This is a genomic window from [Clostridium] aerotolerans DSM 5434 (genome assembly GCF_000687555.1).
GTDB lineage: Bacteria > Bacillota > Clostridia > Lachnospirales > Lachnospiraceae > Lacrimispora > Lacrimispora aerotolerans.
Genome location: NZ_JHWJ01000001.1, coordinates 202,611 through 216,054, shown reverse-complemented (window position 1 = coordinate 216,054; position 13,444 = coordinate 202,611). Strand labels below are relative to the sequence as shown.

General features: G+C 40.1%; 15 protein-coding genes. 3 read left to right on the top strand and 12 right to left on the bottom strand.

Features of this window, described 5'->3' with window-relative positions; genetic code table 11:
* Window positions 1-40: 40 nt before the first annotated feature.
* Both licT and T546_RS0100990 read right to left on the bottom strand, forming a co-directional pair.
* Entirely contained in the window at window positions 41-883 is an 843-nt protein-coding gene (licT, locus tag T546_RS0100995; protein ID WP_026890023.1) for a BglG family transcription antiterminator LicT, read from the bottom strand.
* Between the two features lie 234 nt (window positions 884-1,117).
* Complete coding sequence (locus T546_RS0100990) at window positions 1,118-1,420, bottom strand: DUF3892 domain-containing protein (protein WP_026890022.1); 303 nt, start codon at window positions 1,418-1,420, stop codon at window positions 1,118-1,120.
* 193 nt (window positions 1,421-1,613) lie between these two features.
* Between T546_RS0100990 and T546_RS0100985 the strand changes: the two genes are divergently transcribed.
* Window positions 1,614-2,336: a ferric reductase-like transmembrane domain-containing protein gene (locus T546_RS0100985; RefSeq protein WP_026890021.1), complete on the top strand. Its 723-nt coding sequence runs from the start codon at window positions 1,614-1,616 to the stop codon at window positions 2,334-2,336.
* A gap of 225 nt (window positions 2,337-2,561) precedes the next feature.
* On the opposite strand, the gene T546_RS0100980 is transcribed toward T546_RS0100985, so the two are convergent.
* The 6 genes from T546_RS0100980 to T546_RS22550 form a co-directional block, all read right to left on the bottom strand.
* On the bottom strand, window positions 2,562-2,777 hold the full coding sequence (locus T546_RS0100980) for a hypothetical protein (RefSeq protein ID WP_026890020.1): 216 nt from the start codon (window positions 2,775-2,777) through the stop codon (window positions 2,562-2,564).
* 69 nt (window positions 2,778-2,846) lie between these two features.
* On the bottom strand, window positions 2,847-3,299 hold the full coding sequence (locus tag T546_RS0100975) for a MarR family winged helix-turn-helix transcriptional regulator (RefSeq protein WP_026890019.1): 453 nt from the start codon (window positions 3,297-3,299) through the stop codon (window positions 2,847-2,849).
* Entirely contained in the window at window positions 3,292-4,326 is a 1,035-nt protein-coding gene (locus T546_RS0100970) for a methyltransferase (RefSeq protein ID WP_026890018.1), read from the bottom strand. The genes T546_RS0100975 and T546_RS0100970 overlap by 8 nt, the downstream gene beginning before the upstream one ends.
* Window positions 4,327-4,591: 265 nt before the next feature.
* The gene (locus T546_RS0100965; protein WP_026890017.1) at window positions 4,592-5,074 is read right to left on the bottom strand and encodes a flavodoxin family protein; all 483 of its coding nucleotides are present in this window, start codon (window positions 5,072-5,074) and stop codon (window positions 4,592-4,594) included.
* Window position 5,075: 1 nt separating this feature from the next.
* On the bottom strand, window positions 5,076-5,831 hold the full coding sequence (locus tag T546_RS22555) for a 4Fe-4S binding protein (protein WP_051629516.1): 756 nt from the start codon (window positions 5,829-5,831) through the stop codon (window positions 5,076-5,078).
* A complete protein-coding gene (locus T546_RS22550) occupies window positions 5,812-6,393 on the bottom strand; it encodes a PadR family transcriptional regulator (protein ID WP_034597399.1) in 582 nt (193 codons plus the stop codon). Before T546_RS22550 ends, T546_RS22555 begins: the two co-directional genes overlap by 20 nt.
* A gap of 430 nt (window positions 6,394-6,823) precedes the next feature.
* Between T546_RS22550 and T546_RS0100945 the strand changes: the two genes are divergently transcribed.
* A complete protein-coding gene (locus T546_RS0100945; protein WP_026890015.1) occupies window positions 6,824-7,393 on the top strand; it encodes a 5S rRNA E-loop-binding protein in 570 nt (189 codons plus the stop codon).
* 101 nt (window positions 7,394-7,494) lie between these two features.
* A complete protein-coding gene (locus T546_RS0100940; RefSeq protein WP_051629515.1) occupies window positions 7,495-8,358 on the top strand; it encodes a sigma-70 family RNA polymerase sigma factor in 864 nt (287 codons plus the stop codon).
* Here T546_RS0100940 and T546_RS0100935 read toward each other — a convergent pair.
* From T546_RS0100935 to T546_RS0100920, 4 genes are all read right to left on the bottom strand, one after another.
* Window positions 8,353-9,414: a bifunctional transcriptional activator/DNA repair enzyme AdaA gene (locus T546_RS0100935; RefSeq protein WP_026890013.1), complete on the bottom strand. Its 1,062-nt coding sequence runs from the start codon at window positions 9,412-9,414 to the stop codon at window positions 8,353-8,355. The genes T546_RS0100940 and T546_RS0100935 overlap by 6 nt on opposite strands.
* 204 nt (window positions 9,415-9,618) lie before the next feature.
* Window positions 9,619-10,329, bottom strand: a complete 711-nt coding sequence (locus tag T546_RS0100930; RefSeq protein ID WP_026890012.1) for an MBL fold metallo-hydrolase — start codon at window positions 10,327-10,329, stop codon at window positions 9,619-9,621.
* A gap of 11 nt (window positions 10,330-10,340) precedes the next feature.
* Window positions 10,341-10,613 (bottom strand): HPr family phosphocarrier protein, encoded by a 273-nt coding sequence (locus T546_RS0100925; RefSeq protein WP_026890011.1) that lies wholly within the window; start codon window positions 10,611-10,613, stop codon window positions 10,341-10,343.
* Between the two features lie 103 nt (window positions 10,614-10,716).
* Window positions 10,717-13,359 carry a beta-L-arabinofuranosidase domain-containing protein gene (locus T546_RS0100920; RefSeq protein ID WP_051629512.1) on the bottom strand — a complete coding sequence of 881 codons (2,643 nt, stop codon included), beginning with the start codon at window positions 13,357-13,359 and terminating at the stop codon, window positions 10,717-10,719.
* Between the last annotated feature and the right edge of the window lie 85 nt (window positions 13,360-13,444).

Genomic DNA, 13,444 nt, shown 5'->3' with positions numbered 1-13,444 from the left:
TGAAATATGAAAGTTTAGCCAACTTAATGTAACCATCTCGTCATAAAACAGTCTTATAAACAACTCGTTCGATGTGCAGGGTGAGGTAAAGCGTTTCATCATTGGAAACGTTATAGTTATATTTCTTTTTAAGAAACTCACATATCTTTTCCGCACACTCATAGGCATTCACATATTTTTTCTTTATAATAAGGAGAAGATCATCCTGTTCATCATCAAGGTAGGTCTTTCCCTCCAAAAGTCTCTGGGCGAAAAATTTAAGATGAGTGATGAACCGGAAATAGTATAAGGAATCTTCATTAAAAAATATGTGAAAATGATAAGATACAATGCTGGTGATCTCAGAGATGATTTCAGCCACCTGGTGAATATCCTGAGCACCCTTTCTCGTAACCGCTTCCACAAGGTGAATGGCAATAAATCCTGCCTCGTCTTCTGGCAATTGAAGGGAAAATCGTTTTTCAATCATCTCCAGCGCTTTCAGTCCGATGTCAAATTCCTTTTTATAAAACTTTTTAATGTCCCAGAGAATGGCATTTTTTATCCCGATGCCTTCCTGAAATCGTTTTACAGCAGAATACAGGTGGTCGATGAGGGACAAGTAGATGGTATCATTTAAATCTACCTCCAGAATGTTTGCCGCATATTCAATAATCTCTTCCCCAAGCTCCACATAATCAATGGGAATGCTTGCGACCAGCTCCTGAAAGCGGTTGTTAATAAGAGGATCGGACAGGACAAAGATCTTATCGATCTTACTTTCGTCTAGCTCATCTCCGTTCTTCTTTTTAAAGGCAAGACCGCAGCCCATAACAACCTTTTCCACTCCGTTTTCATCTTTTATTACGACTGCATTGTTATTGAAAATTTTGTAAATGATCATGGTCATCACCCCTGTCTAAAGTAATAAATCATCTTGAATTTCGTATTTTTAGCGAAAAAAAACCTGTTTACCATGCTATTATAGGCAATAAAAGCCAAAATAACATAATAAACAGGTATAGCTTGCTAGCGCAATCACCATCCACTGACTATAGTATAGTGGAAGATTGCATTTTTAGCAACATAATTTTTTGAATTTCAAATAATTACTATTCACTATTACTAATATCCAGTTTTAATTCGTAACGGAAGGCAGGCTGCTTAAATTATTGCTCTCACTGCCATCTGGGAGAGATTTTAAATACTCGTTGCCATTTCTGGAAGAGACTCCCACTCCCTCTATGCCGCCGTTCTTGGCAAGCTCAACACCCTCTTCTTTGTTAAGGACTCTTCCATCGGAAAGCTTATATCCGGTGACCCGTCCGCTTTCCTTTACAAGCGCAACAATCTGCTTTGCATCTGCGTTTGGGACTGGAATATCGCTAAGCGCCATCATGGGAAGATCATTTGCTGTACCACTGAATTTGTTGTCCTCCATTGTATTTCCCTCCTTTTTTTCTTAACTTTCTTTTAATTTTTAGTGTTTCAAATCCTGCTTGAATTATTCAGGTACAATTATGCAATAAAATACTTGACGGTGGATTATGCATGTGTTATACCTATTCTGTTAGTTTTGACTAACACTAATTCGCAGCGTATAACTGCAACATCCTAAAGGAGAAAATAAATCAATGATATTTTTAATCGCACTATTGGAAGCATTTCTTTTCGTTTATTTTTGCAAAGGTGCAATCAAAAAACACCCAGGAGTTTTTTACGTTCTTTCTGTAGCAATCATAGCCTTTTGTGCTTGCTACAAGATCATGGATCTTTACACCGTTTTTCCTGAATGGACCTATACCTACATCATTTCTGTATTCTGGAGAGGTGCCTTTGCTACTGCTTTATTTGTGATTGTCATGTACATCGGCGCTTTGGATCGAAAAAGTAAAATCGTTAAGGCCTTAATGCCCATTAGGGGGTATTTATCCATCATCGCCTGTCTCATTACCTTAGCTCATTCGTTTGCCTATGGAGCTTATTACATTCCAACTATGATCAATAATCCCCAGGAACTGGATCTTAGAGGCATCATCGCACTGATTATCACCTTCCCATTGTTTACGATTATGATTATCTTGATGGTTACGTCTTTTATAAAGGTGCGCAAAAAGATGAAGCCTAAGGTATGGAAGAATGTCCAGAGGCTTTCCTATCCCTGGTTTGCCCTTCTTTACATATATCTAATGGTCCTCTTCATTCCCACCATCATAGAATCCTTTGATCCTGCCTCAGAAATGAGTATGTTCTATAAGGTGAATTACATTGTGTCTGTTGTAATTTACACCTTGGTCTTTGGAGGTTATTTTATTTTGAGAATTAGAAAATATCGTCTGGACAAAGTAAGAAAGTAGACCCTTTCACAATCTCTTCACACTTTTATCAAAATCCTGTCACATTTTCCAGATATAGTAAATATCACAAGAGGCGAAGAACCTTTTCGTAATATACTTTTTCATACTTCAGCCGGCAGGATCCAAAAGGTTCTGCCGGTCCCTCCATGTCCATATTTTACTTACGAATATAACTGATAGAAAGAAAAGCGGCTAAGTGTCAGCCGCTTTTCTTTCTTCCTTATTCTATTTGCCGTCGTGCTTATTGCCCATTTTATAATCGTCTCTAGCCCAGTTGGGGGCATTAATGGGGCCGGCTTTTTCATTTCCATTTTTTGCAGCTCCCTGAATCTCCGGCACCTGAGCCTGTTCATTCTTGGGACGGTGCATTTTTTCATGATTCTCTGTTCCATGATTGTTGGAATCATAGGGACTTGGTCTTCTCATTCCTGCTTTTGCCATGATAATACCTCCTATCTTTTCATAGTCTCTGTATTTTCAAGGAAAGTATGCTGGGGAGATAATCCAATGTTAGTAATGATGATCCACCAAATTATTGGCATGTTTTAAAAATGTTTGTATCAGTTCCAGTTCATCTTTATTTAAGCTGTCAAGGTAATCAAACAATGGGCTGTCATACTTTTTGTGATACTCCTGATGCAGCTGATACGCTTCTTTTCCTTTATCTGTTAAATAGAGGCAAAGTCTTTTTTTATCAATTTCATCTTCTACTTTTTGAATCAAGCCTCTTTCTTCCAGCTTATGAATGGTCTTGGCTACCACTGCCCGGGTTATATTAAAATTTCTGGCCATTTCTGAAATGAAGATACCGGGATAATCTCCCACCATCTTAATCATATGGATTTCTCCCCGGTAAAAGGTCATATTCTCTGACCCGAAATTTAAAACATTCATTTTTCCATTGGAGACACGCTCCGTCAAACGGATAAAATCATTGACGACCAAAGTTTTTTTGTCATTCATCCTGGTTTTCCTCTTCCTTCTTTACTTGATAGAACTTCCCCGGCAAACCTTTAAACATACCGCCTACATCCCGTTTATCAATGCAATGAAAGCCGTGTTTCATAAGGGCCTGTTCTATGGTATTCTTTGTCAAAAGAAGGTCAAGACCATCTAAATGACTGGACAGCCAGCCAAGGATGCTTTCTGGCGGATTTTGATAATCTTCACTCACCTCATGGGTGACGATATATAAGTGGCCATTGGCTGAAAGCGAATGTTTTAATTTTTCAAGAAATGAATCCAGATGATCCTTTGCAAAATCCAATATACCGGAAGCTATAATTAAATCATAGTCTTCACCGATTCCATCCTTATTGAAATCCCCCTCCATGACTTCAATCCGCGAACTTAAGCCTCGTTCTGTTATGAGGCGTCTGGGTAAAACTGCCACCTTGGGGTGTTCAAAGACCACGCCTTTGCTCTCAGGAAATGCAGTGACCAGTTCCATTGCAAATACTCCGCTTCCACCTCCCAAATCTAGAATCTTACCTGGCTGCCGGTCTATGAACAATTCTTTCACAGCGGCAAGGAGAGACTGGACTCGGCCGGTGTACATCTCCGGTACTGTCACCCGCGCCATTTCGCAAAAATCGTATACCTTTACGCCTTCGTTATGTTGGAGTGTCTGAATATCAGGACCGCTTTTTACCTTTTCATCAATACCATTAAGTGACATCATGTTTTCGCGGAACAAAAGACATTCCCCCAGATAATGGGGACTGGTTTCATTTAGAAATTCATTGCTCTCTGGGGTGTTGCGAAAGCGTGTCCCATCCTTTTCAAGCATTCCGATGCTGGCAAGGGCATTTAAGAACAGGGAAACATTGCGCTCATTAAGGCATCTTCTCGCAGCTACGGAATCCGGTGTCTCCCATTGTTCTAATTCGGTAAATATATGAAGGCGCAGACCAGATAAAAAAAGATCTGTGACCCTTTTTTGATGAAGCAATTTGTAATATTGACCGGGATTTAATTGTGGTTTCACCATGTTTCCACTCCTTTATTATGTGCATTTATATTATCCTAAACACTTCTGACATCTGTATTTTATAGGGAACATATCTCTTTTAATTAGTTCTAACTAACCGGTTTGTATGCCAAGTATACAATAAAAGTATTTGTATGTCAAGCATACATATAGCTAATTGGAAAATAGCTTATATCTGAAAATATTCCATAAAAAAAATATAAAACCGATGTAATTCGGTTTTATATTTTTCTATTTCAACTTCTCCCCAACATACTTATGCTGATTATAAGGAGCTTATACCGCCAGCCCATGTGACTGCTTTCCGGCAGTTTTCCTCTGACTTTCTCTTCGGCTCTACAAAATCGATTTGACCAAGGAACTCATTTCCAGGAAGGGCTTTCTTTAGCTTATCAAAGCATTTTGCCGCGCCTCCCCCACCATGGCAGGCAAATATTCCGATCCTCTTTCCTGCTATATGATACTGGCTGATCAGACTTTTAATGGGCGGTGCAAATGATCCTGCCCAGACCGGGGTGCCGATGATAATGGTATCATACTGATCCATATCAATGGGTGGGTTTATCAGCTCGGGTTCCTCCCCGAAAAGAACACTTTTTCCACCCCAGAAAAATTTTCCCACGCCTTCCTTTGGATATACCTTGCTGGTCTTTAGTTCTACCAGATCGCCTTTGATTGTTTCAGAAATTTTTTCAGCAATTAATTTCGTATTGCCTTCAAATGAAAAATACACCACCAGAGCTTTCATTCTAATTCTCCTTCTTTCTAATAATGGTTTCTTGTTCTAACGAATGGTTTCGTTTTTGAGAAATTCCAAAACCGATGGCATGCTTCGGACAGATATCAACACATGCCAGACAGCTAATGCATTCCGTAGAATCCGTGTTCCCGGACTTTACCATTTGGGATATGTCTAATCCCATAGGACATTCTTTTGTACACTTTCCGCAGGAAACACAAGCATCGGGCTTTGGTTTAAGCCGGAACCTTGGGATGTGGAGAAAATCGGAAACGGTTTCTCCTATTACCATAAATGGTGCCATCCAGCAAAGACTGTGGCACATTCCCCGCCGTCCCGTACTAATAGCAAACAGGTAAATAATCGTCATCACAATGGTATATACCATGATATAATGCCCATCAATCTTATATAAGTACAGAAAATCTCCCTTTAAGGGAAGATGCTTCAACCAGAGAAACAAAATGAGTGAAAACCATATTGCCCAGATGATATATTTTGATACGTTTTTTCCTTTGCTATTCCAGTTTTTTTTATTAGCCCCAGATATCATATCCTGGGCTGCTCCGCCAGGACAGAGCCAGCCACAATAGATGCGGCTGAATAATATGGAGAACAAAAAGAGGAAACCAAAAACCATGGCACTGCCATTGATCACACCTGTAGACGCTGACAAAATAATGACATAGGGTGATAAAAGGAAAAAGGTAAGCGGAAACATTAACGTGGAAAATGCAAGTATGCCTTTACGGATTCTTTGCCTCATGGTCTTTTTCCCCTTTCGCGGCGATGATGCCCTTTGCTTCTATGGCCCAGGCTATCATAGCATTATAGATATGAATGCCGCAAAGTGCTGTCAGTTTGCTGTAAGAGCCGTCAAAATCCTGTCCGCTCGCTCCCTCAATCTCTTCTATGTAACCATTCATATCCTTAATGAGTTTCTCATTCCTTTGAATAAATTCATCCAGATGACCTAGAAGCACATCTTTCGTGGTATTGTCGCCAAAAGAAATTTTCAGCAGTATTTCATATCTTAGCTTCTCGATCTCTGGTTCTTTTAAAAGCCAGTCAGAAAGCTCTTTTTTCCCCGCTTCTGTAATGGTATATAAAATCTGACCTCTTCCATTTCTCCGTTCTGAACTTTCAGAGCTGACTGCAAGCCCCTCTTCCACAAGCTTTTTAAGGGTAGGGTAAATCTGCCCATAGCTTTCCTGCCAGAAATGACTGTACTCATTCTCCAGCCACTTTTTAATCATGTAGCCAGTCAGGGGCACGCGGGCTAGCATTCCTAACATTACGTATTTGGATTTTCCTGTATTTTCTTTCATTATCGTACCTCACTCTTTATATATCATAATAATATATTATAATGATATATATGTCAAGTAAAATGAATGAGCCGAATATTTCTGCTGCAAGCCAAAGATACCTCACGTTAAACACTTGTAAAATAATCTAAGTCTCCTTACATAAATCATAAGTACAGCTAATAAAAAACTGATACCAAATAATACTTACAGCAGAAAAAAAACTGATTTTTTTCGTATCTAATTTTATATTTGTATCCAAAATACGAACATTTTCTGTAATAGACTTGCTTTTATTCTGTACATATGGTATACTAAAAACAATTGGATATAAAAGAACCGTCTGATAAAGAAGGGCTTTTGTTCGTTTCATTTTATGATGAGACAATAAAGGCCCTTCTTTTTCAGTAACAGGCCCTTTTATTCCATACAATTCACAAGGAGGATCACAATGGACATTATTACTGTAGAGAAACGTAATGATCAATTAAAGGCAAAGCAATTGCGAAGAAAAGGCATTGTACCTTGCTGTGTATATGGAGGCGGCCTCACCGATTCTATCTCAATTCAGATGGAACAAAGAACTGCCGACAAACTGCTTCGAAAATTACGACTGGGAAGCAAGGTTCAGCTTAATTTAGAGGACCAGAACATAATCACACAGATCAAGGATAAATACTTTGCCAATGGCAAGGTAGAGCATATTGATTTTCAGGCATTGGACCCACAGACAAAAGTTAACAGTGTGGCACACATCATTTTGGAAAACAGTGATGTTGTTACTGGTATCCTGGATAAAATGCTGATGGAAATCCCATATGCCTCTTTACCGAAGGATATGATTGATACGGTTACAATAAGTTTAGAAGGTAAGGCTGTTGGAACAACAATAACAGTCGCAGATATTCCAGAATTCATGAGTGATAATATTGATCTGCAGGTGGATGCAGACAGCATTATAATAAGAATTTCGGAAAAGAGATCTTCCGCAGCAAAGGAAGATACAGAAGCAGCTGGATAATGAATACTTAGAAATGATGGATTCCATAGGAGCCTTGATTGTCGATTTGCCATAAGACATGAGAGGCTCTGTGTTTTATTTCAGAAAGAAGGAGGAATCATATGCAAGCAGCAATTCAACCAAAACAACCCGATACCTATACAGACGATTCTATTAAAATGTATCTATTGCAAGCAGGTGAATCCCCTTTGCTGACGCAACAGGAAGAATTAAAGCTTGCAAAGCTTTCCGCCCAGGGAAATAAGGAGGCGAAAAACCGGCTTGTCAGCTCTAATCTAAGGCTTGTCATAAGCATTGCAAAAAAACACGAGGCCTATGTACAATCCTTAACCTTGCTTGACTTAATTCAGGAAGGAAACATCGGCCTTATGAAAGCGGTTGAACGGTATGATTATTCCATGGGATATCGTTTTTCCACCTATGCTACCTGGTGGATTCGCCAGGCAATCACTCGCGGAATCGCAGACCAGGACCGTACCATTCGTTTACCGGTACATTACAAAGATGACGTGAACCTGGTCCAACATGTTCTGCGTCAGCTGGATCATGAGCAAGGGTTCTTTACCACCCAGGATGTGTCTGACCTAACAGGATTTTCTATAGAAAAAATAGACAAGATTATGTTAAATTCTGCATCCATTGTCTCACTCGATACTCCCATTGGCGATGATAATTCAGCCTTTTTAGGTGATTTAATTGAAGATAAAACCATAACTTCTCCCGAAGAATGTGTAACTGACGTTATGCTGAAAGAAGAAATTAACAAGCAGTTATCGTCTTTAAAACCGAGAGAGCAGATCGTATTAAATATGAGATTTGGCCTCAATGGACATATCCCTCATACTCTGGAGGAAGTAGGAAATCATATCGGTGTTACTAGAGAACGCATCAGGCAGATTGAGACCCGGGCCTTAAGCAGGCTTCGGGTGGCAAAACGAAGCAAATACCTGGTGGATTTTTTATAAATCTTCCTTATGAAAGTTCTGTTCATGGTCCAGTAGCCATTTTTTCCGTTCCCGTCCTCCGCCATAGCCACCGATATCTCCGCTGGTCTGAATCACCCTGTGACATGGTATTATAATTGCCAGCTGATTGGCTCCATTTGCATTGCCTACGGCTCTGACACCATCAGGAGTGCCTATTTCAGTTGCTATTTTTTTATAAGTGGAAACCTCTCCTGCCGGAATTTCCAGTAATGCATTCCACACTTTCTTTTGAAAATCAGATCCTATCAAAAAGACTGGAGTCTGAAAATGAATCAGCTTATTCTCAAAGTACAGGGATAACTCCTCCTCTATCTGCCTTGATATCTTAGTTTCTCCGGGTAATATAGTGGCCTTTCGCCTGTTTCTTAAACGTTCAATCTCCCGCTCCAATCCGCGCCGGTCAACAAATTCAAGCAGATAAAGAAACTCTTCATCAGAAATACTCAGCATGGGACCAAGCTTTGTATTGATCCATTTGGCATACAGGACGTTAATGTCTCCTTTTTTAATTGGTGGATTTCCCATGATTCTTGAGAAGGCATCGTTAAATCCACTGGCCGAATCATATCCAGCGTTAAGCTGGGCGTCAATGACCTTTTCCCCTAAACGGATGGATTGCAGGGCAAGTCCCATCCTTCTGGCTCTGGCATATTGGACAAAGGTCATGCCATAGGCCTGTTTAAATTGCCGCCTTGCAGTAGCTGGATGGGCCCCCAGCACTTTAAAGTCCTCATCCTTCCACCGTTTTTCCGGATTCTGTTCCACCATGGATACGATCTCTTTCACAAGAGGGGATAACTCATGGGGATAGGAAAGGGGGTTACAGCGCTTACATGGCCTAAAACCAGCCAGTAAAGCGGACTGGGCATCCTGAAAAAAGACGCAGTTCTCATATTTGGGCTTTCTTGCCGGGCAGGTGGCATGGCAGAACACGCCAGTTGTTTTAATGGCTGCGAAAAATATACCGTCATAATTAGCATCTTTATTAACCAATGCCTCATAATATTTCTTTTTGATTTTCTCATCTTCTATCATCGTTCATCCTCTTAAAAGTTCAAAAGCAGAATATAATCTGCAGTCCAGTTTATAATTTCATTACTATTGTTAATTATTTCTTGTAACTATAATTCACATTATAAAGACCTTTTCTTCCTCTTGCATACGAAAAATGAACATCTATTTTTAGAAAAGAACTGCCGGCTAAATAATAGTCGGCAGTTCTTTTTTTCATCTCAAGCCTTATAAAAATCTTTGAAGAAAGTTAAGGATTTCGCTTTTCTTTACAGGTTCACTGTGACCTACCACTGCAAGTTCAAAAGGTATCGCACTAAGTTCCTCATACAAGAGTTTTGTTTTCTCCAAATCCCTGTAATGATCCTGATAAAAATCATCATTGTAGACGTCCCCAAGAAATATAACGTTTTCTTCTGGTACTAATATTGCCACGGAATCATCGCTATGAGCTGATGTTAAGTGCATGCATTCACATGTGACTCCACCTAAATCGATTACAATTTTTTGAGCAAAGGTCAAAACGGCAGGGGCTACTTTAATCTCGTCTAAATTATCATATTCCGCCCTTATGTGCTCATCGGCAAATGCTATCTCTTCTCCGGTCCGCAGCCGCTCTTTCATCTTTAAATCATTCCAGACCCAGGAAGACATTCTTGCCAACTCATCACTTGTTTTAAAGTGTGCAATTGTTTCTGCTTCCAGAGCATGCATTCCAAAGGTGTGGTCCCAATGCCAATGTGTAATAATGCAGTACTTTGGTTTTTTAAGTCCTTGATTTTCAATCAGAGAATTGTACTCTCTCACATGGTTTGCTGAATTCCCCGCATCAATCATAACAGAAAACTTTTCCCCATTGATATACCCTAATACAGGACGATCGCTGTTTAAATCGCACTCCGTATATAAAATATGTTCTGTTAACTTTTTCAGTCTCATACCCTTATCTCCTATTCTCCGAAACCGTTTTTTGCAAATCCTTCAATTGCCTGGATCGCTTTCTCCTCATCTTCTCCACAAGCTTCAAAGGTCAGTTCATCCCCCATAGATGCATTTAAATCCATTACAGAAAGAACGCTTTTCGCATTGATCTTCCTGGAAGAATCTCCATTTTTATAGACCATAATATCGCTTGCAAAGTCTCTGATAAATATTGACAAAAGGCTGGCTGGCCTTGCATGCAGACCAAATGGGTTTGTTACAATGACAGTAACTATCTCCATATTTTTTCTCCTTTTACCTGTAATGACAGCTGCTTCTATAGAAACACCTCTGGTTTCAATACTAAAAGTATAATATAGAAATAGTGTATCTGTAAAGTCCACCTTATGCTTTTATGATACTTAATGTATATGTTCGGGTATTTCCATCCTCTGCAACAACTTTAAGTTCCAATACAGTTGTATCTGAGGTTAAAACGACACGCCTGACTGCCGTATCATCAATTAGAATGTTATTCACATAGACGAGTGCATGACTGCGTTCCGGCGTGAATTTTAAATCTGCGTATTCCACATCTCTTTTGACATAGCTTTTATAGGCGGTTTCTGAAAAATCAGCTTCTGTTCCATTTACTGTAATACTTTTTATATTGGCATTGCTGTTATAGTCCTTTAGAATGGATAATGTATCAAATACGCCTCCAACATAGCTGTTTCCCCGGTTGGAGAACTTCACTGTGATCTTGGTTTTTCCATTCAGCCATTCTTTAGGAATCTGGTAGCGGACGTCATAAAAGCCTGTGGGATTTTTCGCCTGTATGGTTTCCTGCACTAGCAGACGATTATCAACAGATACATTAAAGGTCCTTCCTGCATCACCGCTATAATACTTGGCGTTTATATAGTTGGTCACCGATGGATTGACACTCATATCATAGCTAAACCAGCCCTGCCCGTCCGTCGTTCCATGGACATGACGGTAATTGTATCCGCCAAAGGAACCACCGGAGGAATTGCCCTGTAAATTATGGACCAATTCATGCTGGTCGTTGGTGACTGAAACTTCATCAATGGTCGCTTCCAGTTTTTTAGCTGCATTCTTGCTGTTTTTGATGCTCTCCTGGAATTCCGGAGAATCGATTGCTGACAATATAAAATAAATCCCATACCGGTCGGTATACCTTTTATAATGGGGGGTGAATTTTAACCGATTATCTTCATCTGTATTTCTTAAGGTAAATTCCAGCTTTCCTGGCTTTTGCACCAGATTGTTCTTTAAGCCTGCAATCCAGGCATCCACAGATGTATCCTTGATTAAAATATAATCTTTTATGATAACGCCCTCAGGTATGGTTGCCTTTGCAGAAGCCATGTGTGATGCTGATACCATCTTTTCGGTTCCAAGTCCTGCGCTTAAAACGACTGGTCCATATTGGAAAGCAACTGCATTTTTGTTATCAGGAAGTCTTGCTGCCTTAATCTCCATGGGAAGGCTCAGTTCAATCTGATCTCCTGCCCGAAAGACTCTGCTGATATCTACATACCCGTCCTTTTTTATGCCATAGAACACCGTATTATTTATCTTAATGGTAATGTTCTTACCATCGGCAATCCAGGAGGGAACCCTGAATTTAATGGTGACTGCAGACCCAGGTGCAGTATTTATGGTAAATACCGCCTTCTCAGATTGTGGAATATCGGAAGTCTGGGTGAGTGAGAAGTTCTTCCCGGTCCAATTCAGTTCTGAGCTTATATACATATTTACGTATAGATCATTGCCGCTGTAAAAATAAAGACTGTCATTTAGTTTCGTATAATTCTCCATCCCGCTGCCGGTGCAGCACCAGAATGAACTTGTTTCCGTCCCAAATAACTTAAAATATCCGGTTCCCATGGGTTTGAAATAAGTGGTCATTCCTGTTTCCGGATTGATGGCTGACATGATTTCGTTGATAAATCCATTCTCATAATACTCTGCATATTTAACATCCCCGGTGACCTTAAATAATTCTCTTGCAAGCTTTAACATGTTGTAGGAATTACAGGATTCATTGTTAATGTTATTTCTTGTGGAATCAAGCTTTCCAGGTGCCCGAAAGCGTTCGTTCTCGCTGTTTCCTCCCGTGATATAGGTATGGTCTCTGACCACGGTTGCAAAAAACTGGGCGGCTGCATTCAAATAAAAGCTTTCACTTCCTCCCAGGGTACGATAACGGTTCAATGCGCCAACAAATTTCGGAATTTGAGTATTAGCATGGAGGTTTTCCAGTACGTTCCGGCCGCTTCCTATGGCAGTGAATAAGGAATCTTCATCGAATTTATGAGCGGCTGCCAAATGATTGGGGTTCCTCGTATATTTATAAAGCTCATATAAACAATCGTTCATTCCGCCATATTCCACATTCAGCACTTTTGTCTGAAGAGAACTATCCCATGCAGAGGTTCTTTTGTAGACCCAGTCCCCCAGCTTCTCTGCAACTGATAAGGCGGCTGCATTCCCTTCATAACGATAAACATCGACTAGACCTGCGATTATTTTGTGCATGGTATACCATGGAACCCAGTTATCTCCTGTGGCTTTTCCCTCGATAATATCAAAATGCACCTCAAAGGACGCGAATAAATAACCACTTTTGCTCTTGTCCTGAAACTTTTTCAGTTGGCTTATGGCATAATCCAGCTTCTGTTTGATCTGTGCATTCTTACTCGGATCACTTTTTCTTGTCTGCTTAAAAGCCTGGGCCATGGCAGTCAGGTAGTGCCCCAGAGTATGTCCCCTTAATAAGCTCCAGCCGCCTTCCCAGCCTCCGTATAAATGAATCCCTGATGTGTTTTTTGGATCCTTTCCTTCGGAGACTGCCTGAAAGCCTGCCAGGAGCCGGTCAACATCAAGAGAGAGAATATAATTTAGATCCTTTTCAAGGGCATTCACATAATAGGAATCTGTAATAATCACCTGCTCCATATCAAACTCGTTCAAACCGGAACCTTCTGACATAATTGAAACACTTTCTTCTTCAAACAACATAGTTTTCCTCCCACCATAATAGTTTTAGATTACTTCTATATAGAACACCCGGCGTTTTATCGCCGGGTGTTTTATTAACAAAAGC